The following is a 24,376-nucleotide window of genomic DNA, read 5'->3' on the forward strand; positions in this document are numbered from 1 at the left end:
GATACATTTGCACACAAGGAGACAGGCATGCATCACACTACCCCGTTGATCACCACCATTGTCGGAGGTCTGGTCCTCGCATTTCTCCTTGGTATGCTGGCGAATCGCCTGCGCATCTCGCCGCTGGTCGGCTATCTGCTGGCCGGCGTGCTGGCGGGTCCTTTTACCCCGGGCTTCGTCGCGGATACCAATCTGGCCCCCGAACTGGCTGAACTCGGCGTCATTCTGCTGATGTTCGGCGTCGGTCTGCACTTCTCGCTTAAGGATTTGATGTCGGTAAAGTCGATCGCCATTCCCGGTGCCATCGCGCAGATCGCGGTCGCCACGCTGCTGGGAATGGGTCTGTCATGGGCGATGGGCTGGTCATGGATGACCGGCCTGGTGTTTGGCCTGTGTCTCTCTACCGCCAGTACCGTGGTGCTGCTGCGTGCGCTGGAAGAGCGTCAACTGATTGATAGCCAGCGCGGGCAAATCGCCATCGGCTGGCTGATCGTCGAAGACCTGGTAATGGTGCTGACGCTGGTGCTGCTGCCGGCCATTGCCGGCATGCTGGAGCAGGGAAATGCCAGCCCGACGCTGCTGGCGTGGGACCTGTTACTGACCATCGGCAAAGTCGCTGCCTTTATGGTGCTGATGATGGTGGTTGGCCGCCGCGTGGTGCCGTGGATTCTGGCCAAAAGCGCCGCCACCGGTTCACGCGAGCTGTTTACGCTGTCGGTACTGGCGCTGGCGCTGGGTATCGCGTTTGGCGCGGTGGAATTCTTTGATGTTTCCTTTGCCCTCGGCGCCTTTTTTGCCGGCATGGTGCTGAATGAATCAGAGCTCAGCCACCGGGCGGCACACGACACACTGCCGCTGCGCGATGCGTTTGCCGTGCTGTTTTTTGTCTCGGTCGGCATGCTGTTCGACCCGATGATCCTGCTGGAGCAGCCGCTGGCGGTGCTCGGTGCGCTGGCCATTATCGTGCTGGGCAAATCGATTGCCGCCTGGCTGCTGGTCACGATGCTCGGCCACTCGCGGCGCACCGCGCTGACCATCTCCGTCAGCCTGGCGCAGATTGGCGAATTCGCTTTTATCCTCGCCGGACTGGGGATTTCGCTCGGCATGCTGAGCGACGAAGGCCGCAACCTGGTGCTGGCGGCGGCGATTCTCTCCATCATGCTTAACCCGATTCTGTTTACCGTGCTGGAGCGTTATCTCGACAAAACCGAGACCATGGAAGAGCAGACGCTGGAAGAGGCAATTGAAGAAGAGAAGCAGATTCCGGTGGATATCTGCAATCATGCGGTGATTGTGGGTTATGGCCGCGTCGGCAGCCTGCTGGGACAGCAGCTGATGGAAGCTGATGTGCCGCTGGTGGTGGTGGAGAATTCGCGCCCGCGCGTCGAAGCGCTGCGCGAACAGGGCATCAAAGCCGTGCTGGGCAACGCGGCGCGAGTCGATACCATGGATTTAGCGCGTCTTGACTGCGCGCGCTGGCTGCTGCTGACCATCCCCAACGGCTATGAAGCCGGGGAAATTGTTACCGCCGCGCGCGAAAAGCGGGCAGATATTGAGATTATCGCCCGGGCGCATTACGACGACGAAGTGGCCTATATCATGGAGCGTGGCGCCAATCGCGTGGTGATGGGCGAGCGGGAGATTGCCAACAGTATGTTGCATGTATTGCAGGAAGAGATCGCGCAAAACCCGATTGTGCGCGAGTGCCCGATTTAAGACGTTATTAATTTGCCAGGTCGCCATGAATGGCGCCCCTACCATAAGGTGCGCCGCCATGGAGACCCAACGTAGGGTGCGCATTCATGCGCACCGTTTCACACAGCGCAGATATCCATCACGCATTCATGCGCACCGTTTCGCAAAGCGCAGATATCCATGACGGATAGCTGGTCAACCCGCCGTTATTACCTGTCCCAGTAAGACTCTTCTAAACTGTCTTCCCGCTCCGGCAGCCCGCGCGTCAAACGCGGTGAGTGCTGGTTCAGCACCTGATAACTGACGCGGTTGGCATATTTACACACCTGCGCCAGCGACGAGTAGGTCAGGTATTCGCGGGCGTGTTTGCTGGAGTTTGGCACTTTCTGACGATGGAAATTGTTGGCGGTAATATCGTGCAGCAGCGCCGCCAGCGCGCCATCACCGGCACCGTTGGTGTTCATGATCTTCTCCGGACCACCCATGTAAGGCGCAATGTGCGAGAAGATCCGCAGCGGTTGCTGGCAATCCTGATGGCGCATGGCGCGGCTGAACTCAAACTGGTTGAACTCGGCAATCGCCCCCGGCAACAGCGGATGATTGGTTTTGCGCTTAAACGCCTCTTCGGTGAACCCGGCCATATACAGCCCGGTCGGTCCGGCGGTGCACAGCACCAGATCGACCCAGTCGAGCGCCATGTTAGAGGCCAGCAGCGGATCCGCTTCGCCGGTCAGCGCGAACGCTTCCTCTTCATTCATCGCCACAATCGAGACGTGTTCGCGCAGGAAATCGCGCCAGAACTGCGGGTTATCCTGAATCACATATTTGGTACCCAGCGTCAGCACCACCGGTACATTGTGCTTTTTGGCGAACTCAATGGCCCGCAGCGTCGCTTCCGGCATCGGTTCGCCCGGCTGACAGCGCACCAGGTAGGATGTCAGCACCAGCGCCGACGCACCGGCAATCACCTCTTCCGGAATACTGGCAGCCTGCAGCTGGTTCATCAGGCCAGGGCTGATAGCAAAAGTGCGCTCGCCCTGCTCGCCGATCAGAGTAAAGCAGCGGCCAATGGCGCCATCGACACCCTGCAGGAAGTTAAGGTCCATGCGGCTGGAGGTATTGCACAGGTAGCGATAGGCGTAACCGCCAATCTGGATGTTGTTACACATCACGCCGAGCAGCACCGAACGGTCATCAGCCAGCACCGAGTAATTGTGCAGCGTATTACCGATGGTACCGCCGGCAAACTGGTGGCTGATCAGCTGCTCGCGCATCAGCTCGTTGTACAGCGCTTCGGCGGTCGCATCGTCGATCACCAGCGAATGACCGGCGCTCAGGCCATAGCGCTGCAGGAAGTCATCATCGACTTTGGCTTCAATATCCACCAGCGTCTGGTCGATACCCACCACCCAGCTGCCGTCTTCCTGCTCCTGCTGGGAAGCCTGCAGCAGCGGATCGCGCGCGTTGACGGGGAAATAGTGTTTGGATTTGCGTTTGCCGGGAAATTTCATGAAAGCTGCCGTCAGGGAAAATCAGGCAGAGAATGATATCACATTCTCTGCCGCACCCTTAGCGGCGCGCTTGTACCAGCTGCACCATCATCTCGATGTGCTCATCATCCGCATTAAGCGCCGGAATGTATTCAAATTTCTCGCCGCCAGCGTGCAGGAAGATTTCGCAGTTTTCGCCGCTGATCTCCTCCAGCGTCTCGAGGCAGTCCGCCGCAAAGCCCGGACTCATCACCTGCACATGTTTGATCCCTTTAGCCGGCAGGCTTTTCATGGTCTCATCCGTGTACGGCATCAGCCATGGCTCGCGGCCAAAGCGCGACTGGAAGGTCATCATGATTTTATGCGGCGCAATGCCGAGCGCGGCGGCCAGGGCGTCGGTGGTGTCTTTGCAGCGCAGCGGGTAGTCGTCGCCTTCATTGGCGAAGCGCTGCGGAATGCCGTGGTAAGAGAGCACCAGCAGATCCGGCTCGCCGTGTTGGGCAAACGAGCGCTCCACCGAGGCCTTCAGCGCGGCGATATAGGCCGGATGTTCAGCGTAATCGCGGATAAACGCCACTTCCGGCAGGGAACGCAGCGGTTTAAAGCTGGCCGCCAGGCCATCCCACACTGCCGCCACCGTGGAGCAGGAGAACTGCGGATAGAGCGGCAGCACGATGAATTTGGTCACGCCCTGCGCCAGCAGACGCTCCACCGCACCGTTGAGGCTCGGCTGGCCGTAACTCATGCCCAGCTCTACCGGCATATCCAGCCGCTGCGCCAGCGCGGCACGCTGCCGCTTGCTGAACACCATCAGCGGGGAACCTTCATCCATCCACACCGATGCGTACAGCTTCGAGACGCGCGGCGAGCGGAACGGCAGAATGATGAAATTGAGAATCGGCCACCACAGCCAGCGCGGCGTATCCACCACGCGCGGATCGCCGAGGAACTGTTTCAGATAGCGTTTCACCGCCGCGGTGGTCGGTGCGTCTGGTGTACCTAAGTTAACCAGTAAAACCCCTGGCTTATCTTGCCTCATTGTATTTCCTTGATGTCGCAGACAATGGTTCTGAATCGGGGGAAATTGTAGCGGAAAAAGCGGAGGGGGAAAGCAATTGCTGCAAAAGGGCCGGACAACCGGCCCTGGTCACCACTTAGCCGAGGATATCGGCCAGCTGTGCACTCACTTCGGTCACCTGGCGGGTGCCGTCGATTTTGTGGTATTCGGTGTTACCGGCTTCGGCTTCTTTGCTGTAGTAAGCAATCAGCGGCGCGGTCAGCTGATGGTATTCCACCAGACGCTTACGCACGGTCTCTTCCTGGTCGTCTTTACGCGTGGTCAGCTCTTCGCCGGTCACGTCATCTTTACCTTCCACTTTTGGCGGATTGTATTTGATGTGGTAAACGCGGCCTGACGGCGCATGCACGCGGCGGCCGACAATGCGATCGACAATCAGTTCGTCCGGTACGGCGAACTCGAGCACGTAATCCACCTTGATGCCCGCCTCTTTCATGGCGTCAGCCTGCGGAATGGTGCGTGGGAAACCATCGAGCAGGAAGCCGTTTTTGCAGTCTTCCTGCGCGATACGCTCTTTAACCAGCGCAATCACCAGCTCGTCCGTTACCAGTTTACCGGCATCCATGATGGCTTTCGCCTGCTGGCCCAATTCGGTGCCGGCTTTAACAGCCGCACGCAACATGTCGCCCGTGGAGATCTGCGGAATACCGTATTTCTCCATGATGAATTGAGCCTGAGTGCCCTTACCTGCGCCCGGTGCCCCGAGCAGAATAATACGCATTGCGTAATTCCCCTTGCGAATCGCATTGATCAATCTGAGAAGGCCAAGAACATACCATTATGACCCGCACACCACAAGGCAACGGGCCCCCGGGCGCTGAAAGGCTTACTTTGACCTGCTTTAGCGCGGTGCGCCAGTAGCAGGCGTGTTTTTAAGAATTTCGGCTGTCTCTGAGCACCTCGCGCAGCCGTTTTTTTAGCGCAGCGGTGACGTTCTGCGGCTTATTGCCGTTGCCGCGTACGCTGACCGGCAAAAACAGGCGATGCGGCGCGGGCAGCAGCTGCATATCCGCGGGCAACGCTGGCAGCGCACTGCCGGGCGGCAAGGGCAGCAGCGCAAACGGCAGGCCGGGCTGGTGAACCGACTGCAGCGTGAACGGCGTATCCAGCGTCAGGCTGTCGACACTGGCAACGTTAAAGGGCTGCCAGTCGTCCTGCGCCATGCACTCCAGCGCGCGTTCCGGCGCGTCACCCAGCGCCAGTCCCTGTTCGAACAGCCGCAGTTCGCTGCGCACCAGCGTACTAAAATCATGAGTACGCAGCGCAATCAGCACCAGATCGTCGCTCAGCATCGCATGCTGATTCAGCTGGGTGACAAACAGTCGTGCCTCGCTGATGAGTCGTTTATGCAACACGCTGGCGAAGGAGCCGGACGCGTGCGTCACGCCCTGGCTCTGGCAGGCGTTCAGATTGCGCACCCGGCCCTGCTGCATATCGACGTGATCAACCAGCGCGATATTGCCCGCCATCATCGGCAGGGCCGGCAGCACGCTGAGTTCGCTGACCGGATATTGCGCGGCGTAGCGCGTCTGATTGCGCGCCTGCTCCTGGCGCAGAAACAGTTGCGAGAGCAGCACGCGCGCGATGTGCAGTGAAGGGGCAAAAAACAGATCGTAATTTTCCAGCCGATAGTGACGGGACAGCAAGCCGCGCAGCCGATCGCGCGCCGCCGCCCTGGCAGTAGCCTGTTGTGAAGTCATCACGTGACATTTCTCTTGGTTATTCTGCTGTGTGAAGCTGGCGCTGGCAGCGGACATCGCCGCTGCTGTACACAGCGCAGCCGGTCCGTCAACCCGCCAGATTAAGCAGGAAAGGTTAGGTTAATGCGGCTGGACATTAAAATGATATAAACTGACAATCCCTGTTAGGTTTTTACACAGGGGATGAGTATGACCGCGCTTCCGTCGTTACGTGCACTGCACTATTTTCATCAGGCGGCGCTGCATTGCAGCTTTAGCGTCGCGGCCGAATGTCTCCATGTCACCCACAGCGCCATCAGCCATCAGATTCGCCAGCTGGAGAGCTGGATGGGCAAACCCCTGTTCATCCGCACTAACGGGCGCGTGCGCTTAACCTCTCACGGCGAACGTCTGCTGGTGAGCTGCCAGAAAGCCTTTAGCGAACTCTCTACCACCTGCGTAAGTATTCGCACCGGGATGCGCAATCACCTGAGCGTTGCCTGTACCCCAAGTTTTTTATCCCAGTGGCTGATTCCGCGCATCAGCAGCTTTTACCAGCGCTATCCCGATATTGAAGTGCAATTTCAGCCGCAGGGCGAGATTGCTCAGCTGCGCAGCGAACACACCGATGTGCTGATCCTCAGTTATGAACAGGCGCCGGACGACGACATAGATGCCTCGCTCATCAGCGATGATTACGTTGGCCCGCTGTGCGCCCCACAGTACGCGGCGCGTTTTCACAGCGAGCAGGATCTGGCGTCGCTGCCGCTTTTGCACGCCGATACCCGCCTGCAGGCCTGGGCCGAATGGGCGAAGATCAGCGGCGTGCGCGGTAATTTTTGGCTGGGCAAACATTTCGATAATCTGACGCTGGCGATTCAGGCCGCGAGAAACGGGCTGGGCGTGATTGTGGCGCCGCGCCTGCTGGTGCGTCAGGAGCTGAACGACGGCACGCTGATTGCGCCGCTGGGGTTTGTGCGCGCCGACCGTGCCACCTGGATGATGACCAAGCGGTCACGCCAGCACGATGCGGAGATTACGTTGTTCCGGGATTGGCTGCGGGATGAAGCGCTGAAGTAAGCAAGGGCGGCATAAATAAAAAAAGGTCGTCATTAATGACGACCTTACAGAGAGTGGACAGTTGTCGAATCGGTGACAGGTAACCTGTAGGGTCGGCATTCATGCCGACCGTTCCGATTACCGCACCGCGTTACGCCGTCAGCAACTGATTCATGCGGCGGATAAACTGGTTAGGATCGTCCAGCGTGCCGCGCTCGGCCAGCAGCGCCTGATCCAGCAGCAGTTCAACCCACTCCGCAAAGCGCGCTTCATCCTGGGTATCAGCCACGCGTTTCACCAGCGTATGCTCCGGGTTGATCTCAAAGATGTACTTCACTTCCGGCACATCCTGACCGGCTGCAGCGAACAGCTTCGCCATCTGCGTGGTCATTTCGTTGGCGTCGGTGGTGACAATCGCCGGCGTGTCGGTGAGGCGATGGGTCAGGCGCACCTCTTTGACGCGCTCGCCCAGCAGGGTTTTCACGCGATCGACGAATGGCTCCAGCGCTTTTTCCGCTTCCGTCTCTTCGTCCGCCAGCTTGCTCAGCGACTCATCCGCTTTGCTCACCGACTGGAACGCTTTGCCATCGAACTCCGTCAGGTAGCTCATCATCCACTCGTCGATACGATCGGACAGCAGCAGGACCTCGATGCCTTTCTTACGGAACAGCTCCAGATGCGGGCTGCTTTTCGCGGCGGCATAGCTGTCGGCAGTGATGTAGTAAATCTTCTCCTGCCCTTCAACCATGCGGCTGACGTAATCTTCCAGCGAAACGGTCTGCGCCGCGCCTTCGCTCTGGGTGGTGGCGAAACGCAGCAGTTTAGCAATCGCCTCCTGGTTGGCATGATCTTCCGCCGGCCCCTCTTTCAGTACCAGACCGAACTCTTTCCAGAACTGCTGATATTTCTCTGCGTCGTCTTTGGCCAGTTTTTCCAGCATTTGCAGGCTGCGTTTGGTCAGCGCGGCGCGCAGGCTCTGCGTGACGCGGCTGTCCTGCAGGATCTCACGGGAGACGTTGAGCGGCAGATCGCTGGAATCAATCAGGCCACGCACAAAGCGCAGGTAGTTGGGCATGAACTGTTCCGCGTCATCCATGATGAAGACGCGCTGCACGTACAGCTTCAGACCGTGCTTGCTGTCGCGGTTCCACATGTCGAACGGCGCACGCGACGGGATGTACAGCAGGCTGGTGTACTCCTGCTTACCTTCGACGCGGTTGTGGCTCCAGATGGCCGGCTCGCTGAAATCATGGGCGATGTGTTTGTAGAACTCGTTGTACTCTTCGTCGCTGATTTCGCCTTTGTTGCGCGTCCACAGCGCCTGGGCTTTGTTGATCTTCTCCCAGGTGACGGTGTCGTTCTCTTCGTCTTTGGTCTCGATCTCCACCGGCAACGCGATGTGATCGGAATATTTGCTGATCACGTTGCGCACGCGCCACGCGTCGAGGAAGTCATCTTCGCCTTCACGGAAGTGCAGCGTAATTTCGGTGCCGCGATCGGCTTTCTCAATCTCCGCCAGCGTATATTCGCCTTCGCCGGCGGATTCCCAGAACACGCCTTCGTCGGCTTTGGCGCCTGCGGCACGGGTGCGTACCGTCACTTTGTCAGCGACGATAAACGCCGAGTAGAAACCGACACCGAACTGGCCGATCAGCTGGCTGTCTTTTGCCTGATCGGAACCCATCGATTCCAGAAACGCTTTGGTACCGGATTTCGCGATGGTGCCGAGGTTTTCAATCACCTCATCACGGCGCATACCGATGCCGTTGTCGCTCAGCGTCAGCGTGCGTTTTTCCTTGTCGACCGAGATACGCACGCGCAGGTCGCCATCGCCTTCATACAGATCCGGCGTCGACAGTGCGCGGAAGCGCAGCTTGTCAGCCGCATCGGAGGCGTTGGAGATCAGTTCACGCAGGAAAATCTCTTTGTTTGAATAGAGGGAATGGATCATCAGGTGCAGAAGTTGTTTTACCTCTGACTGGAAGCCACGCGTCTCTTGTCCTTTCATGGTCATTGCTACCTCAACAGAATCGGGGTTGATCAATTGTTGAGAGTGAAATGGGGATGGTGGGAAGAATTTCAAGCCGGTATCGCAGCAGGATACCGGCAAGTGGTCAGAATTTAATCTTGTGCCGTCCGGCAAGCGAGTGTGACAGCGTTGTGCCGTCGACCATTTCCAGTTCACCGCCGACCGGAACCCCGTGCGCAATGCGGCTGGCGTCGACGCCATACTGGCCGCACAGCTCGGCGATATAGTTAGCCGTAGCTTCGCCTTCCACCGTGGGATTGGTGGCGAGGATCACCTCCTGCAGCGTCTCACGTTCAAGGCGCTGCTCCAGCCGATCCAGGCCAATGTCCTGCGGGCCGATGCCGTCCAGCGGCGACAGATGGCCCATCAGCACAAAATAGCGACCGCCAAACTGGCCGGTCTGCTCGATGGCGTGGATATCCGCCGGGCTCTCCACCACGCAAATCTGGCCGTTTTGCTGACGGCGGGGATTGGCGCAGATGGTGCAGATCTCCTGCTCGGTGAAGGTGCGGCAGTCGGAACAGTGGCCGATTTCTGCCATGGCGCGGGTCAGCGCCTGCGCCAGACGCATGCCACCGCTGCGATCGCGCTGCAACAGATGAAACGCCATGCGCTGCGCCGATTTCGGGCCAACGCCCGGCAAACAGCGCAGCGACTCCATCAAAGCTTCAAGCAGTGGACTGGTTTGCATCAGAACGGCATCTTGAAGCCAGGCGGCAGCTGCATACCGGCAGAGACGGACGCCATCTTCTCTTTCTGCGTTTCATCAATACGGCGCGCCGCATCGTTGAACGCCGCAGCGATCAGATCTTCCAGCATCTCTTTGTCATCTTCCAGCAGGCTGGGATCGACTTCCACGCGGCGGCAGTTGTGCGCACCGTTGATGGTCACTTTGACCAGGCCAGCCCCTGATTCGCCGGTGACTTCCAGTGCGGCGATCTCTTCCTGAACTTTGGCCATTTTATCCTGCATCTGCTGGGCCTGTTTCATCAGGTTGCCCAATCCGCCTTTACCAAACATAGTTTTCTCTCTCTGCTGGGGCTGCGCGCAACGCTGCGCGACAGCGTGATCATACGGGTCGGATACTCTCTTCATCCAGGTCCGCATCAAAGAAGCGACGCAGCGTCTGAATGTGGGTATCGCTTTCGATCGACTGACGCGCCTGCGCCAGTTTCTCTTCATAAATGGCCTGACGCCACTCCAGCGGCGTCAATACCGCCGGATTATCGTCTTCCACGATGGTCAGTTCAACCGGCTGGCCGGCCGCCTGGCTCAGCGCCTCCTGAATCGCCTGGCGCGCCGGGGCAGAGTTGAGATGACGCTGGCTGCTGCGCAAATGCAGCGTCACGCCCTGCTCATTCACCTCTTTCCACGCGTTCAGCGCGACCTGCTGGACCAGCTTCGGCAGCGTCAGCGTGGCGATTTCCGCCGCCCAGGCATCGCGCTGCAGCGCCTCTTCCGCCAGTTTGAGCGCCAGCTCTGGCGTTTTCTCATGCTCCAGCGCAGAACGCAAGGCTTTTGGCGTCGCCACTGGCTCCGGCTTGATCTCCTCCTGCTGCTGGGCTTTCCAGCGATACGCTTCCGGTTTCGCCGGCGCTTTTACCGCCGGCTCAGACGCGCGCTGTTGCACGCGCTCGGTGACGCTTGCCAGACGTTCCAGCGCCGGGTTTGCCGGCCGCGCGGAACGCGCTGCCGGCTCACTCTTTTTTGCTTTGCCGGCTCCCTGACGCAGCAGCTGCGTCCGCGCCTGTAACAGCTGACTGGTGGCGTCGGGCAAGTTATCCGGGGCCGGTGCCATATCGGGATAATCATCGGCCGGCGGTGGCGACTCATCCATCGGCGGTGCCATCTGCGGCTGCGCGGCCACAGCGGGTGCGGCTTTGGTCTGAGGCGCTGGCGCGGCAACGGCCGGCGCGGCCTGCGGCGTCAGCGACGGGCGCGCCACCGGTTCAGCAATGGTGGCCTGCGGATGAAACGCCAGCGCACGCAGCAGCGTCATTTCCACGCCCAGCCGACGATCCGGCGCCAGCGGCAAATCTTTGCGCCCCATCAGCAGCGTCTGATAATAGAGCTGAACGTCAGCAGGCGGCAGCACGCGCGCCAGTTCGCGCAGGCGCTGCGCCTGGCTGGCATCATCTTCGCCAAGCGAGCTGGGCAGCAGCTGGACCATCGCGATACGGTGCAGCAGACGCAGCATCTCCACCAGCAGCGCCTCCCACTCCACGCCGCGCGATGCGGCCTGATTCAGCAGCGCCATCACCTGTTCGCCGTTGCCTTCCACCAGCGCTTCAATCAGCGCCAGCGGCTGTTCATCATCCAGCGTGCCCAGCATTTGCGCCACGCTGTCGCGCGTGACGCTGCCCTGCCCCATGGCAATCGCCTGATCGGTGAGGCTGAGCGCATCGCGCATACTGCCGTCGGCGGCGCGCGCCAGCAGATGCAGCGCGCGCGGCTCGGCGTCAATCTGCTCCTGCTGCAGCACGTGCGCCAGCTGCTGCTGAATCTGTTCGACGTCGAGGGCTTTCAGATGGAACTGCAGGCAGCGCGACAGAATGGTTACCGGCAGCTTCTGCGGATCGGTGGTCGCCAGCAGGAATTTCACGTGCGACGGTGGCTCTTCCAGCGTTTTCAGCAGCGCATTAAAGCTGTGGCGCGACAGCATGTGCACTTCATCGATCAGATAGACCTTAAAGCGCCCGCGCGCGGGTGCATACTGGACGTTATCCAGCAGGTCGCGCGTGTCTTCCACTTTGGTGCGCGAGGCGGCATCGATTTCGATCAGATCGACAAAGCGCCCCTGTTCAATCTCGCGACAGTTATCGCACTGTCCGCAGGGCGTGGCCGTGATACCGGTTTCGCAGTTGAGGCCTTTGGCCAGCAGACGCGCAATCGAGGTTTTCCCCACGCCGCGCGTGCCGGAAAACAGATAGGCATGATGGATGCGTCCCAGTGACAACCCGTTGGCCAGCGCCGTCAGCACATGTTCCTGACCGACTACGTCGGCGAAAGCCTGGGGACGCCATTTTCGCGCAAGTACCTGATAGCTCATGTGGATTCAATCACTGGAGTTGTTTAACCTGGCACAGCAGCACGCTCAGTTGCGCCGATTCTGCCGTGGGACTTAGGGGAAAAATGCGGTGACGCAAACCCTGTTTATTTTGACAGGAGTGTAACAGCCACAGCCGGATATGCCTATACCCGTGATACGTTGCGCGCTGCGCTTCAGGGCGGAATACGCCTGTCAGGGAGTGCAAAGAGAGGCGCCGCCGGGCATGAAGGCGGGCGGCGCGATGGCCTTAGTGGCCGGGGAAGTTGACCAGGCTGTAGCAGTCGATACCCAGCGCGTTCAGGCGCGCTTCGCCGCTTAAATCAAACAGGTTGATCACGAACGCGGCGTCTTTAACTTCACCGCCCGCACGACGAATCAGTTTCACCGTGGCTTCAAGGGTGCCGCCGGTAGCCAGCAGATCGTCCACCACCAGCACCAAATCGCCGGGTTTGATGGCGTCTTTGTGCAGTTCCAGCGCGTCTGAACCGTACTCCAGTTCATAGCTTTCGCTGAAAGTTTCACGCGGCAGTTTGCCCGGTTTGCGCACCGGCACAAATCCCACGCCCAGACCCAGCGCAACCGGCGCCCCGAACAGGAAGCCACGCGCTTCGGTGCCCACCACTTTGGTGATGCCTTTATTACGATAACGCTCCACCAGAATGGCGATCGCTGCGGCATACGCCTGCGGATCTTCCATCAGACTGGTGACGTCACGGAACAGGATGCCCGGCTTCGGATAGTCAGGAATGCTTTTGATGCTGTTTTTGATCAGTTCAAGCTGCTGCGCAGTTGCGGTCATAAAGGTTACGCCTGGAAAAATATCTAAAACGCGCAGCTCCCACAGCGCCAATACCCGGAAACCGGGTTAAGCGAAGTCGTTTCTCAAAGGGAAGCCACGCACGAAGATGCCCAAATCTAAGCAAACAGCCGGCTAAATGCAACCCTGATGCTACGGTTCGTGCGGGTTCGCACTTTCTGCTACAACCGGGATGCGCCACAGCATGAGCAGCAGCAACGCCAGCATCGCGCCGAGCAGGATGCGCAGCCACAGCAGCTTCACCAGCCAGATTGAAACCGCAAAGGTGATGACAATCAGCAACATGGCGCGGCTTTTGGCACCGGGCGGCATGGCGCGATGCTGCTGCCAGTGGCGCAGATAGCGGCCAAACGGCGAGCGCCACAGCAGCCAGTGGTGAAAGCGCGGCGACGAGCGGGCAAAACACCAGGCGGCCAGCAACACGAATGGCGTGGTCGGTAGTAAAGGTAATACAATGCCCAGCGTGCCCAGCACAATCGCCAGCCAGCCAAGGCTTAACAGTAAAATGCGCTGCATGCCAGATGCCTGAAAAATGTCACAACAGCGCTACGTTAACACAGACGGAATCGAAGTGATGCCTCAACTGCCCGCCCAACAGCGTCTGCACGCAATGATTGACACGCTGCGCCAGCAGATTGCGCAGCAGCCGGACGGTAGCTGCCGTCAGCCGCGCTTTGACGCGCAGCTGTTTCGCTGCAAAGGCACGCGACTGGCTGACTATCTGCAAGAGCTGCAGCACAATGCGGCGCAGCTCGCGGCGTCCGACAGTGATGCGTCGCGCCGCCAGTGGCTGGCGCAGAAGGTGCTGGACCAGATTGCCGCGCTGCAGCGCGAGTGCAGTAGCCAGCAACTGCGCGTGGTGCGTGAACGGCCGCGTCGCGATCCGCTGCAGCCGAAGCGTGATGAGTACCGCGGCTACGAAACGCGATTGCTGGCCATGCTGCAGCAGCGCGAACAGCACCTGGCACGCGCTGAAACGCTGAGCGTGCAGCAGCAGCTGATGCGCGAGGTGGAGATTCTGCAGGAGCGGCTGGCGCGCTGCCGCGCCGCGCTGCATAAACTGGAGATCGCGGCGCAGCCGTAAGCCGTTCGCTTTCCTCTATACTGGAAACAGCGCTGACGGGAGGAGAAGCATGACCCTTATCATCTGGATTATTATTGGCCTGGCTGCCGGCTGGCTGAAGCGGAGGGTGTTTCCCGGCCGTCCCGGCGGACTGGTGCCGACGCTGGTGCTGGCGGTGATCGGCGCGCTGATTGGCGGCTACATCGCCACGTATTTCACCACGGGCGACCTCGGTACGCTGCATCCGACGGGCTTTGCCGTGGCGCTGGCCGGTGCACTGCTGATGCTGCTGGTCGCCGCTAAACTACGTATTTAGGAGACACTATGACGCTGGATACCGCGCCGGACGACATCAAGCTGGCGGTCGATTTAATTCAGCTGCTGGAGGAAAACCAGGTACCCACGGCCACGGTGCTGGCTGCGCTGGCGATTGTCCAGCGCGATTACGAGCAGAAGCTGGCGGCCGAACGCAGCGCTTAGCGCGTGCCGGCGAGCGTCGGGCTCAGGCGCAGCATATCTATAAAGGCCTCTACCACCTGCGGCGCTTCACTCACCAGATCAAAACTTTGCGGATTGAATAACCAGCTCTCCATCATGCCGCTGATGTAGCCGCGCATCAGCAGCGCCGCCTGGCGGGTGTTGAGGCTGGCCGGGAGCTGCCCGGCCTCGATACAGCTGCGCAGCACCTCTTCGATGCGGTCATAACACGCCTGCAGCAGCCCCTGCTGCATCGCCATTAACGTCGACATTTCGCCAACGAACTCACATTTATGGAAGATAATCTCCATTAATGCGCGTCTTTGTGGATCCTTTGCTGTGGCTTCAAGGATATAGATCAGCATCGAACGCATTACAGAAAGTGGATCGCCAGGGTATTTTGTCTGATACTCAAGTTCCACATCGTCGAGCCCGGCGTCGCAGCGCAGCCAGATCTCCTGTAACAGATCGGCTTTATTTTTAAAATGCCAGTAGATAGCGCCGCGCGTGACGCCAGCGGCCGCGGCGATATCCGCCAGTGAAGTGGCGGCCACACCGTGTTCAGAAAAGTGAGCTAAAGCGGCATCCAGAATTTGATGTCGCGTTTCAAGTGCTTGCGCTTTGGTTTTTCGTGCCATAGAGGACTGTTTTTACAAACTGGCAAGTTTACATACATTTGTGAATGTATGTACCATAGCACGACCCGTGTTTTAACGCAGCAATGGGTTTAACGGTTTGTGATCCATTGATCATTTGATATCGGACACTAGAGGTTTATTTATGAATAAAAACAGAGGATTAGCGCCTCTGGCGGCCGCCGTGATGCTTACAGGCAGCTTTTTGTTAACAGGATGTGATGATAATAAATCCCAGCAAGCCGCCCAGCAGCAGCCCCCGGAAGTGGGTGTTGTCACGTTAAAAAACGAGCCCCTGAAAATCACCACCGAACTGCCAGGCCGTACTTCGGCGTTCCGCGTGGCTGAAGTGCGTCCGCAGGTGTCAGGTATCATTCTCAAGCGTAATTTTGTTGAAGGCAGTGATGTTAAAGCCGGCGATTCGCTGTACCAGATCGATCCCGCCACCTATCAGGCCGCGTACGACAGCGCAAAAGGCGATTTAGCCCAGGCGCAGGCCAACGCGCGCGTTGCCCAGCTGACGGTGAATCGTTACAAGCCACTGCTGGGTACCAAATATATCAGCCAGCAGGACTACGATAACGCCGCGGCCACCGCCGCGCAGACCGCCGCAGCCGTACAGGCGGCGCAGGCTAATGTGGAAACCGCCCGCATTAACCTGGCGTACACCAAAGTGACCTCGCCAATCAGCGGCCGCATTGGTAAATCCTCGGTGACGGAAGGTGCGCTGGTGTCGAACGGCCAGACCACCGCGCTGGCGACCGTGCAGCAACTCGATCCGATGTACGTCGATGTGACCCAGTCCAGCGATGATTTCCTGCGCCTGCGCGGCGAGCTGGAGTCGGGTCAGCTGAAGCAGAACGACGGCAAAGCTAACGTTACCCTGCTGATGCAGAACGGTAGCGCATACAGCCAGCCGGGCACACTGGAATTTTCTGATGTTACCGTGGATGAAACCACTGGCTCGATTACCCTGCGCGCGATTTTCCCGAATCCGGATCATCGTTTGCTGCCGGGCATGTTCGTGCGTGCACGTCTGGATGAGGGCACTAACCCGACGGCGCTGCTGGTACCGCAGACCGGCGTAACCCGCACGCCAACCGGTGAAGCCACCGCGATGGTAGTGGGCGCGGATAATAAAGTCGAAGTGCGTAAGATTACCGCGAACCAGGCGTTTGGCGACAAATGGCTGGTGACCGATGGCCTGAAAGAGGGCGATCGCGTGATTACCGTCGGTATTCAGCGTGCTAAACCGGGTGCTCAGGTGACGCCGCAGGAAGTCAAAGATGATGCCAAAGCCGCACCGGAATCTCAGTCTGCTAAATCATCGTCATAAACAGGAGCCGTTGATACATGGCTAAGTTCTTTATCGATCGCCCCATTTTTGCCTGGGTGCTTGCCATCATTATTATGCTGGCGGGTGCGCTATCGATTATCAAACTGCCGATCGAGCAATATCCCAACGTTGCGCCGCCGGCAGTTGAAATCCAGGCATCTTATCCGGGTGCAGATGCGAAAACGCTACAGGATTCGGTAACGCAGGTTATCGAACAGAATATGAACGGCATCGACGGGCTGATGTATATGTCCTCGAGCAGTGACTCTTCTGGTACGCTGACGCTGACGCTGACCTTCCAGTCTGGCACCGACGCCGACATTGCTCAGGTGCAGGTGCAGAACAAACTGCAGCTGGCAATGCCGCTGCTGCCGCAGGAAGTACAGCAGCAGGGGATTCAGGTGAAAAAATCCTCCAGCAGCTTCCTGATGGTCGCCGGTTTCGTCAGCGAAGATGGCAGCATGACGCAGAACGACATCTCAGACTACGTAGCGTCGAACATCAAAGATCCGATCAGCCGTACGCCTGGCGTCGGTGATACTCAGGTGTTTGGTGCGCAGTATGCGATGCGTATCTGGCTCGATCCGCACAAGCTTAACAACTACCAACTGACGCCGGTGGATGTGATCAGCGCGCTGCAAACCCAGAACACCCAGGTGGCCGCCGGTCAGTTGGGCGGTACCCCACCGGTGCCGGGTCAGCAGCTTAACGCTTCGATCATTGCCCAGACGCGTCTGACCTCGACCGAAGAGTTCGGCAACATCATGCTGAAGGTCAATCAGGACGGCTCACAGGTGCGCCTGCGCGATGTCGCGAAGATTGAACTCGGCGGTGAAAACTACGAGATCATTGCCCGCTATAACGGCAAACCAGCGTCCGGTATCGGTGTCAAACTGGCGACTGGCGCCAACGCACTGGATACCGCCGACGCGGTGAAAGCGGAACTGGCCAAGCTGGAACCGTTCTTCCCGGCTGGCATGAAAACCGTTTACCCGTACGACACCACGCCATTCGTTAAGATCTCCATTTTCGAAGTGGTGAAAACGCTGTTCGAAGCCATCGTGCTGGTGTTCCTGGTAATGTATCTGTTCCTGCAGAACTTCCGCGCGACGCTGATTCCTACCATCGCCGTGCCGGTGGTGCTGCTGGGCACCTTTGCCATCATCAGTGCCTTTGGCTACTCGATAAACACCCTGACGATGTTCGGCATGGTGCTCGCCATCGGCCTGTTAGTTGATGACGCCATCGTGGTGGTGGAAAACGTTGAGCGCGTCATGGCGGAAGAGGGATTACCGCCAAAAGAAGCCACCAAACGCTCGATGGAACAGATTCAGGGCGCGCTGGTTGGCATCGCGCTGGTGCTGTCAGCGGTATTTATCCCGATGGCGTTCTTCGGCGGCTCAACCGGGGTGATTTATCGTCAGTTCTCGATCACCATCGTTTCGGCGATGGCGCTGTCGGTGCTGGTGGCGTTGATTCTGACGCCAGCGCTGTGTGCCACCATGCTGAAGCCCATCAAAAAAGGCGAACACGGCAAAACCACCGGTTTCTTCGGCTGGTTTAACCGCCTGTTTGATAAGAGCACCAACCATTACGTCGACAGCGTCGGCCACATTGTGCGCAGCACCGGTCGCTATCTGCTGATTTATCTGCTGATTGTGGTCGGCATGGCTTACCTGTTCCTGAAACTGCCTACCTCGTTCCTGCCGGAAGAGGATCAGGGGCTGTTACTGGCGCAGGCGCAGCTGCCTGCGGGTGCGACTCAGGAACGTACGCAGAAGGTGCTGGATCAGGTTACGGATTACTTCCTGACCAAAGAGAAAGACAGCGTGAATTCGGTGTTTACCGTTAACGGCTTTGGCTTCGCCGGTCGTGGACAGAACACCGGTATCGCCTTCGTCAGCCTGAAGCCATGGGATGAGCGTGGTGATGCCAGCCTGAAAGTGCCGGCGATTGCCGGACGTGCGATGCAGGCGCTGGGTCAGATCAAAGATGCCATGGTGTTCCCGTTCAACCTGCCGGCCATTATCGAACTGGGTAACGCCACCGGTTTCGACTTCCAGCTGATCGATCAGGGTAACCTCGGCCATGAGAAGCTGACCGCCGCGCGTAACCAGCTGTTTGGCATGATTGCCCAGCATCCGGATACGCTGGTGGGCGTGCGTCCGAACGGGCTGGAAGATACGCCGCAGTACAAACTGATTATCGATCAGGAAAAAGCGCAGGCGCTTGGTGTGTCGCTGTCTGACATCAACACCACGCTGGGTGCGGCCTGGGGCGGTTCTTACGTCAATGACTTCATCGACCGTGGTCGCGTGAAGAAAGTGTACGTGATGGGTCAGGCCGACTCGCGCATGCTGCCGGATGACATCAGCAAATGGTACGTGCGCAATAGCGCCGGGACCATGGTGCCATTCTCAGCCTTCTCTTCGGCGAAGTGGCAGTATGGTTCACCGCGTCTGGAGCGTTACAACGGTCTGCCATCAATGGAGATCCTGGGTCAGGCGGCGCCGGGCAAGAGCTCGGGTGATGCCATGAACCTGATGGAGAGCCTCGCCTCGAAGCTGCCTGCGGGTATCGGCTACGACTGGACCGGCATGTCCTATCAGGAACGCCTGTCCGGCAACCAGGCGCCTGCACTGTACGCCATTTCGCTGATTGTGGTGTTCCTGTGTCTGGCCGCGCTGTATGAGAGCTGGTCGATTCCGTTCGCGGTCATGCTGGTGGTGCCGCTGGGTGTGATTGGCGCCCTGCTCTTCACCACGCTGCGCGGTCTGAGTAACGACGTGTACTTTGTGGTGGGTCTGTTGACCACCATTGGTCTCTCGGCGAAGAACGCCATCCTGATCGTCGAATTCGCCAAGGATTTGATGGAGAAGGAAGGCAAAGGGCTGGTCGAGTCGACGCTGGAAGCCTCACGTATGCGTCTGCGTCCGATTCTGATGACGTCGCTGGCGTTCATCCTCGGCGTACTGCCGCTGGCGATCAGCAGCGGTGCCGGCTCCGGCGCACAGAACGCCGTCGGTACCGGCGTGATGGGCGGGATGGTGACGGCCACCGCGCTGGCGATCTTCTTCGTGCCGGTGTTCTTCGTAGTGGTGCGCCGCCGTTTCAGCAAGAACAAGTCTGAGCTGGAACAGGGCCATCCGGTGGATCACCCTCACTGATAGTTTCTCTCTGCTAAAAGGCCGCGCAAGCGGCCTTTTTTATTGCGCACTCCCCTGCCCGCTCGTCCCATGACAAATCCGCACCGGACGCGTGGTTGCAATCCTGCGGCGCGAGGTTCATAATATTGTTATATTATAACATTACACGAGAGCGCTATTATGAAACCAAACATTCATCCGCACTACCGTCCTGTGGTGTTCCACGACACCACCGTCGACGAATACTTCAAAGTCGGCTCAACGATTCAGACCGATCGTACCATCCAGTTTGAGGGCGAAGAGCTGCCGTACGTCACGCTTGATGTGTCGTCGAAGTCGCACGTTTACTACACCGGTAAACAGAAAGAGTTTGCCAAAGAGGGCAGCGCCGCACGCTTCAACAAGCGTTTTGGCAGCTTCCTGACGCGCAGCAAATAACCGGAGTTCAGCCACATGCAAGTTGTCAGTTCATTGCGGTCTGCCAAGACTCGTCACAAAGATTGCAAAGTCGTGCGGCGTAAAGGTCGTATTTATGTGATTTGCAAAACCAACCCGCGCTTTAAGGCGGTGCAGGGAAGAAAGAAAAAACGTTAGGAAAGTGTCGTGATAATTGGCCGGGATGCTCCCCGGCCTTTTTTTTACTTCATGCTGTGCAGCAGAGTTTCCACGTTGTGCTTAAACGCCGCCTCATAGGTGGGCGCCGGCCCGCTGGCCGCTGACAGCGCTTCCGGATAGAGCTCGCCACCGGGTTGCGCACCGGTTTCACTGGCGATCTGTTTCACCAGACGCGGATCGGTCTGATTCTCCATAAAGTAGGTGGTGATGTGCTCGGCCCGGAGCTGTTTGATGATAGCGGCGACATCGCTGGCGCTGGCTTCCGCTTCGGTTGAGAAGCCCACCGGCGCGAGGAATGTCACGCCGTAGCGCTGGCCGAAGTAGCCAAAGGCATCATGGCTGGTGAGTACCTTGCGTTTACTTTGCGCCACGCCGGCAAATTCACTTTTGGCCCAGCTATCCAGCTTCTGCAACTGCTGAATATAGCGTTCACCGCTGTGACGGATGTCGGCGGCATCGTCCGGATCGGCTTTGATCAGCGCGTTCATCACGTTAGTGGCGTAGATCACGCCGTTGTGCATGCTGTTCCACGCGTGTGGATCGGTGATGGTTTTGCCATCCTCCTCCATTTTGCGCGTATTAACGCCGTTCGAGGCGACCACCACCGTGCCCTTATAGCCGGACGCGCTAATCAGTCGGTCCATCCAGCCTTCCATGCCCAGCCCGCTGACGAACACCACATCGGCCTGCGCCAGCGCCTGGCTATCCTGCGGCGTCGGCTCAAAGGTGTGCGGATCGCCATCCGGCCCCACCAGCGATTTCACCTTAACGTGATCGCCGCCGACCTGTTTAACGATGTCAGCCAGCACGGTAAAACTGGCTACGGCATCAACAGTTTTTGCCAGCGTCAGCGGGCTAATCAGCATCGCGCCAATCGCCAGACTCAACGGTAACTTCTTCATACCTATCCCCTTGTCATCTTATTATCGACGGCGCAGCAGGCCGCCACATGGTCCTGTCAACACAGACAGCAAAAACAGTACGGCCGCACTCAGTACCACCGCCGGTCCGGCAGGCAGGGCATAGTGCCAGGAGAGCAACAGGCCGATAAAGGCGGCGATCAGCGCCAGCAGCATGGCAATCGCCAGCATGCGCGTAAGGTGACGGCTCCAGAAGCGCGCGCTGGTGGCGGGCAACATCATCAGCCCAACGGACATCAGCGTGCCGAGCACCTGAAAACCCGCCACCAGATTCAGCACCACCAGCGTGAGGAAAATGCCGTGCACCAGCGGTGCGCTCCATCTCCCCTGCGCACGCAGAAAATCAGGATCAAAGGCATCAATGACCAGCGGCCGGAACATCACGGCCAGCATCAGCAGGGTGAACGCGGCGATGCTGCCAACCAGCACAATCGCGCCGTTATCCACCGCCAGCAGCGAGCCGAACAACACGTGCAGCAGATCGACACTGGAACCGCGCAGTGATACCAGCGTGACGCCGAGCGCCAGCGAACCCAGATAGAAGCCGGAAAAGCTGGCATCCTCCTTCAGGTGGGTGTAACGGCTGACCGCACCGGACAGCAGCGCCACCGCCAGCCCGGCAATCAGGCCGCCAATGCCCATCGCCACCAGCGACAGGCCGGACACCAGATAGCCGATGGCGGCGCCCGGCAGTACCGCATGGGACAGCGCATCGCCCACCAGGCTCATACGGCGCAGCGAGAGAAAGACGCCGAGCGGCGTTGCACTGATCGCCAGCGCCATGCAGGCCACCAGCGCCCGGCGCATAAAACCAAACTCAATAAACGGCTGGAGTAACGTCATGACGCCACCCGGCACAGCCGCGGTTGCTGCGCACTGTCGCGCTCATCCAGCGACAGCACATCACGAAAATGGCGCGCCACCAGCAGCTTGTCGTGCAGCACCACCAGCAGCGTGGTGCCCGCCCGCTGCTGCTGTTCGAGAATCGACATCAGTAAGGTTATCGTCGGCGTATCAATGCCGTTGAAGGGTTCGTCCAGCAGCCAGAGCTGACTGCGCTGGAGCATCAGGCGCGCAAACAGCACGCGCTGCAACTGCCCGCCGGAGAGCATCGCGGGCTGCGCAGTGGCGAAATCGCGCATCTGCACCGCCTCCAGCGCGGCATCAATCTCCTGCCTCAGCGCACGCGTGATGCCACCGAACCAGCCGCAGCGCGGCCAACAGCCCATTGCCACCAGCTCATAGACGGTGAGCGGGAAGCGGGTGTCCAGCTCGCTACGCTGCGGCAACCAGCCCAGCGCTTTTCGCGGCAGCTGCAGTTCACAGCGTCCCGCCACTGGCGGCAGCAGTCCGGCGATAGTTTTGAGCAAGGTTGATTTGCCCGTTCCGTTGGCCCCGACCAGTGCCGTCATACTGCCGGCCGCCAGTTCGCCATTCACCACCGGCGTCACCGCCCTGCCCTGATAGCCGCCCTGCAGACGATGAAAACGCATCATTGGTGCAGGCCCCAGACGATGGCTAAAGCCAGCAGGCTACTCAGCAGTAGCGCTACCAGCAGGCGCCCGCCGAGCGAGAGAAGTAATCCACTGTGATTCATGATAGGCAACCAAAATGTTATAACATAACAATATACTACCTGATGGCATCATCGCGACGCGCGGACGAAAGTGTTTCAAAAATTGATCAGCGGCGATACGCCTGGGCGATTTGTGCCATCAAGCCAGCGCCCATCGCAGCAATCGCCCTTTCTGTTTACCAATGGCTTGCAATGTCCGGGCTGAAAGCCAATGATAGAACTCTCCTTGCTTTTTACGGGATGCAAAATGCAGTCTATTATTCATAGTGATATTGATGTGAATGAGGATGATTGCGGCAAGTTACGCCAGATTATCCAGGGGAATATTCTCAAAATAGCCCAGGACCTTGCCGGCGATTTACAATGGTATTCTCAAAACGCGCAATTAGTTCCGGACAGTTTTACCATTATTTCCATTCAGCCCGTCGGCCACAAACGATTTAAAATGCTTTACGATTTCACGTGGGATTTATTTAATCCCTGCCTTGATTTAAATGAAACCTTTACCCAACGTGAAGAAGTTATGTTCCAGACAACGCCCGGTGCACTGGTGTTTGAGGTGATAGACAATACCCGCCCGTCACCGTGCGACGAATTGTAATATTTAGTAATTGGGTGAGCAAAACTAATGATTGTGGATTATATTTAAAAGGTCGCTGAATTCTTTTTATTCGTGATCGCTCCCTGGTAGCTTTTCCAAATCTCGCCGCGTCGCGGTAACTGTGCTCGCTATGGAGGGGAAAAAGATGGACGAATACTCACCGAAACGGCATGATATTGCCCAGCTTAAATTTCTGTGTGAGAACCTGTTTGACGAAAGTATGGCGACGCTAACCGACAGCCATCACGGCTGGGTTAATGATCCTACTTCGCCAGGCAATTTACAGCTCAACGATTTGATTGAGCATATCGCCTCTTTCACGATGAATTACAAAATTAAGCATGTTGAAGATGAAGCGCTGATTACGCAAATCGATGAATATCTTGATGATACCTTTATGCTGTTTAGCAGCTATGGAATCAATACTCAGGATCTTCAACGGTGGCAACGTTCAGCAAAACGCTTATTTAATCTGTTTGCCGAAGAGTGCGCTTATCTCCAGCAACCCAGCCATTCCTTTTAGCATCAGAGTGAGACCGGTTTATTTATGAGCAACCCAGCCTTAACCAAAACAGACTATTTGATGCGACTGCGTCGTTGTCGCTCAATTGACACCCTTGAACGGGTGATTGAAAAGAACAAGTATGAATTACCCGATGATGAGTTAGCGGTATTCTACTCCGCAGCCGATCACCGTCTGGCCGAGCTGACCATGAACAAGCTCTATGACAAAGTGCCCGGATCTGTCTGGAAGTACGTCCGCTAAGTTTTCTCCCCGCAGGTCGCTTCGTTACTCACCTTTATTTCCACGGATGACAGGCAGGCAAAGGAGTGCCGATACGGTGCTGTGCCGCATTGCGCGCAGTGATTTTGCATGGGCAGAAATGGTGGAGGCCCTGCCAGCTACATCCCGGCACACGCGTCGCCTGCTGCGGCTGCTTCCTTCCGGACCTGACCGAGTTCACAAGTTAGCGTTGCGGGAGAACCAACAGGGCCCCCATTGACGAGCTCTCATGTTGAGAGCGCTGGCATTATCGGGGAAGCCCCTGGCAATTGCAAGCGCAGGCCGGGCAACCGTTGGTTTCTTGAACAGGCCGGCGGCAAAACCCTG

Annotated in this window: 26 protein-coding genes, 1 other RNA gene and 1 other annotated feature; of the genes, 12 read left to right on the top strand and 15 right to left on the bottom strand. The window is 58.3% G+C overall.

What is annotated here, in order from left to right:
* Positions 1-27: 27 nt before the first annotated feature.
* On the top strand, positions 28-1,716 hold the full coding sequence (ybaL, locus tag F3I21_RS05765) for a YbaL family putative K(+) efflux transporter (protein WP_150058471.1): 1,689 nt from the start codon (positions 28-30) through the stop codon (positions 1,714-1,716).
* A 188-nt stretch (positions 1,717-1,904) separates the two neighbouring features.
* Here ybaL and F3I21_RS05770 read toward each other — a convergent pair whose 3' ends face one another.
* The 4 genes from F3I21_RS05770 to F3I21_RS05785 form a co-directional block, all read right to left on the bottom strand.
* Complete coding sequence (locus F3I21_RS05770; protein ID WP_150058472.1) at positions 1,905-3,206, bottom strand: inosine/guanosine kinase; 1,302 nt, start codon at positions 3,204-3,206, stop codon at positions 1,905-1,907.
* 58 nt (positions 3,207-3,264) lie between these two features.
* Positions 3,265-4,224 (bottom strand): ferrochelatase, encoded by a 960-nt coding sequence (gene hemH / locus F3I21_RS05775; protein WP_021507223.1) that lies wholly within the window; start codon positions 4,222-4,224, stop codon positions 3,265-3,267.
* 115 nt (positions 4,225-4,339) lie between these two features.
* A complete protein-coding gene (gene adk / locus F3I21_RS05780) occupies positions 4,340-4,984 on the bottom strand; it encodes an adenylate kinase (RefSeq protein ID WP_021507222.1) in 645 nt (214 codons plus the stop codon).
* 151 nt (positions 4,985-5,135) lie between these two features.
* Positions 5,136-5,963: a DUF6024 family protein gene (locus tag F3I21_RS05785; protein ID WP_150058574.1), complete on the bottom strand. Its 828-nt coding sequence runs from the start codon at positions 5,961-5,963 to the stop codon at positions 5,136-5,138.
* Positions 5,964-6,152: 189 nt separating this feature from the next.
* Here F3I21_RS05785 and F3I21_RS05790 point away from each other — a divergent pair, with 189 nt between their 5' ends.
* Complete coding sequence (locus tag F3I21_RS05790; protein WP_058769402.1) at positions 6,153-7,022, top strand: LysR substrate-binding domain-containing protein; 870 nt, start codon at positions 6,153-6,155, stop codon at positions 7,020-7,022.
* Between the two features lie 130 nt (positions 7,023-7,152).
* Here F3I21_RS05790 and htpG read toward each other — a convergent pair whose 3' ends face one another.
* From htpG to F3I21_RS05820, 6 genes are all read right to left on the bottom strand, one after another.
* Positions 7,153-9,009: a molecular chaperone HtpG gene (gene htpG / locus F3I21_RS05795; RefSeq protein WP_190286071.1), complete on the bottom strand. Its 1,857-nt coding sequence runs from the start codon at positions 9,007-9,009 to the stop codon at positions 7,153-7,155.
* Positions 9,010-9,115: 106 nt separating this feature from the next.
* The gene (gene recR / locus F3I21_RS05800; RefSeq protein ID WP_031279660.1) at positions 9,116-9,721 is read right to left on the bottom strand and encodes a recombination mediator RecR; all 606 of its coding nucleotides are present in this window, start codon (positions 9,719-9,721) and stop codon (positions 9,116-9,118) included.
* Entirely contained in the window at positions 9,721-10,050 is a 330-nt protein-coding gene (locus F3I21_RS05805) for a YbaB/EbfC family nucleoid-associated protein (protein ID WP_010616869.1), read from the bottom strand. The genes recR and F3I21_RS05805 overlap by 1 nt, the downstream gene beginning before the upstream one ends.
* A gap of 49 nt (positions 10,051-10,099) precedes the next feature.
* On the bottom strand, positions 10,100-12,079 hold the full coding sequence (gene dnaX, locus F3I21_RS05810; RefSeq protein ID WP_132466464.1) for a DNA polymerase III subunit gamma/tau: 1,980 nt from the start codon (positions 12,077-12,079) through the stop codon (positions 10,100-10,102).
* Positions 10,697-10,758 (bottom strand) — a sequence feature (DnaX frameshifting element). Its footprint overlaps the gene before it by 62 nt.
* 247 nt (positions 12,080-12,326) lie before the next feature.
* Positions 12,327-12,878 (bottom strand): adenine phosphoribosyltransferase, encoded by a 552-nt coding sequence (gene apt / locus F3I21_RS05815; RefSeq protein WP_150058474.1) that lies wholly within the window; start codon positions 12,876-12,878, stop codon positions 12,327-12,329.
* A 150-nt stretch (positions 12,879-13,028) separates the two neighbouring features.
* Positions 13,029-13,412 (bottom strand): DUF454 family protein, encoded by a 384-nt coding sequence (locus F3I21_RS05820; protein WP_104092661.1) that lies wholly within the window; start codon positions 13,410-13,412, stop codon positions 13,029-13,031.
* A gap of 58 nt (positions 13,413-13,470) precedes the next feature.
* On the opposite strand from F3I21_RS05820, the gene priC reads away from it, so the two are divergent.
* The 3 genes from priC to rsmS are packed head-to-tail and all read left to right on the top strand — an operon-like array spanning position 13,471 to position 14,439.
* The gene (gene priC, locus F3I21_RS05825; RefSeq protein ID WP_021507214.1) at positions 13,471-13,980 is read left to right on the top strand and encodes a primosomal replication protein PriC; all 510 of its coding nucleotides are present in this window, start codon (positions 13,471-13,473) and stop codon (positions 13,978-13,980) included.
* 49 nt (positions 13,981-14,029) lie between these two features.
* The gene (locus F3I21_RS05830; protein ID WP_010616865.1) at positions 14,030-14,275 is read left to right on the top strand and encodes a GlsB/YeaQ/YmgE family stress response membrane protein; all 246 of its coding nucleotides are present in this window, start codon (positions 14,030-14,032) and stop codon (positions 14,273-14,275) included.
* 8 nt (positions 14,276-14,283) lie between these two features.
* The gene (gene rsmS / locus F3I21_RS05835) at positions 14,284-14,439 is read left to right on the top strand and encodes a pleiotropic regulatory protein RsmS (RefSeq protein WP_150058475.1); all 156 of its coding nucleotides are present in this window, start codon (positions 14,284-14,286) and stop codon (positions 14,437-14,439) included.
* On the opposite strand, the gene acrR is transcribed toward rsmS, so the two are convergent.
* Positions 14,436-15,074, bottom strand: coding sequence for a multidrug efflux transporter transcriptional repressor AcrR (gene acrR / locus F3I21_RS05840; protein ID WP_031279658.1), 639 nt, complete (start codon positions 15,072-15,074; stop codon positions 14,436-14,438). The two genes, rsmS and acrR, sit on opposite strands and share 4 nt — an antisense overlap.
* Positions 15,075-15,216: 142 nt before the next feature.
* Here acrR and F3I21_RS05845 point away from each other — a divergent pair, with 142 nt between their 5' ends.
* The 4 genes from F3I21_RS05845 to ykgO all read left to right on the top strand — a co-directional run bounded on the left by F3I21_RS05845 (position 15,217) and on the right by ykgO (position 20,147).
* A complete protein-coding gene (locus F3I21_RS05845; RefSeq protein WP_058757947.1) occupies positions 15,217-16,407 on the top strand; it encodes an efflux RND transporter periplasmic adaptor subunit in 1,191 nt (396 codons plus the stop codon).
* A gap of 17 nt (positions 16,408-16,424) precedes the next feature.
* Positions 16,425-19,574, top strand: a complete 3,150-nt coding sequence (locus tag F3I21_RS05850) for a multidrug efflux RND transporter permease subunit AcrB (protein WP_021507209.1) — start codon at positions 16,425-16,427, stop codon at positions 19,572-19,574.
* Between the two features lie 159 nt (positions 19,575-19,733).
* Positions 19,734-19,991 (top strand): type B 50S ribosomal protein L31, encoded by a 258-nt coding sequence (locus tag F3I21_RS05855; RefSeq protein WP_021507208.1) that lies wholly within the window; start codon positions 19,734-19,736, stop codon positions 19,989-19,991.
* 15 nt (positions 19,992-20,006) lie between these two features.
* Complete coding sequence (gene ykgO, locus F3I21_RS05860) at positions 20,007-20,147, top strand: type B 50S ribosomal protein L36 (RefSeq protein WP_010616859.1); 141 nt, start codon at positions 20,007-20,009, stop codon at positions 20,145-20,147.
* Positions 20,148-20,191: 44 nt separating this feature from the next.
* On the opposite strand, the gene F3I21_RS05865 is transcribed toward ykgO, so the two are convergent.
* Genes F3I21_RS05865 through F3I21_RS05875 form a run of 3 tightly spaced genes read right to left on the bottom strand, consistent with a single transcriptional unit; the run spans position 20,192 to position 22,584 of the window.
* Positions 20,192-21,070: a metal ABC transporter substrate-binding protein gene (locus tag F3I21_RS05865; RefSeq protein WP_058769397.1), complete on the bottom strand. Its 879-nt coding sequence runs from the start codon at positions 21,068-21,070 to the stop codon at positions 20,192-20,194.
* 21 nt (positions 21,071-21,091) lie between these two features.
* Complete coding sequence (locus F3I21_RS05870; RefSeq protein ID WP_150058476.1) at positions 21,092-21,931, bottom strand: metal ABC transporter permease; 840 nt, start codon at positions 21,929-21,931, stop codon at positions 21,092-21,094.
* The gene (locus F3I21_RS05875) at positions 21,928-22,584 is read right to left on the bottom strand and encodes a metal ABC transporter ATP-binding protein (protein ID WP_021507205.1); all 657 of its coding nucleotides are present in this window, start codon (positions 22,582-22,584) and stop codon (positions 21,928-21,930) included. Before F3I21_RS05875 ends, F3I21_RS05870 begins: the two co-directional genes overlap by 4 nt.
* Positions 22,585-22,911: 327 nt before the next feature.
* On the opposite strand from F3I21_RS05875, the gene F3I21_RS05880 reads away from it, so the two are divergent.
* The 3 genes from F3I21_RS05880 (at position 22,912) to F3I21_RS05890 (ending at position 24,031) form a co-directional block, all read left to right on the top strand.
* Entirely contained in the window at positions 22,912-23,265 is a 354-nt protein-coding gene (locus F3I21_RS05880) for a hypothetical protein (protein ID WP_031279656.1), read from the top strand.
* A 145-nt stretch (positions 23,266-23,410) separates the two neighbouring features.
* Positions 23,411-23,788, top strand: a complete 378-nt coding sequence (gene tomB / locus F3I21_RS05885) for an Hha toxicity modulator TomB (RefSeq protein ID WP_021313568.1) — start codon at positions 23,411-23,413, stop codon at positions 23,786-23,788.
* Positions 23,789-23,812: 24 nt separating this feature from the next.
* Positions 23,813-24,031, top strand: a complete 219-nt coding sequence (locus F3I21_RS05890) for an HHA domain-containing protein (RefSeq protein WP_021507203.1) — start codon at positions 23,813-23,815, stop codon at positions 24,029-24,031.
* A gap of 128 nt (positions 24,032-24,159) precedes the next feature.
* On the opposite strand, the gene ffs is transcribed toward F3I21_RS05890, so the two are convergent.
* Positions 24,160-24,256, bottom strand: an RNA gene (gene ffs, locus F3I21_RS05895) — signal recognition particle sRNA small type.
* Positions 24,257-24,376 lie beyond the last annotated feature (120 nt).

Origin of the sequence: Pantoea sp. B_9, assembly GCF_008632015.1 — a bacterium.
In the GTDB taxonomy this organism is placed as follows: domain Bacteria; phylum Pseudomonadota; class Gammaproteobacteria; order Enterobacterales; family Enterobacteriaceae; genus Pantoea; species Pantoea dispersa.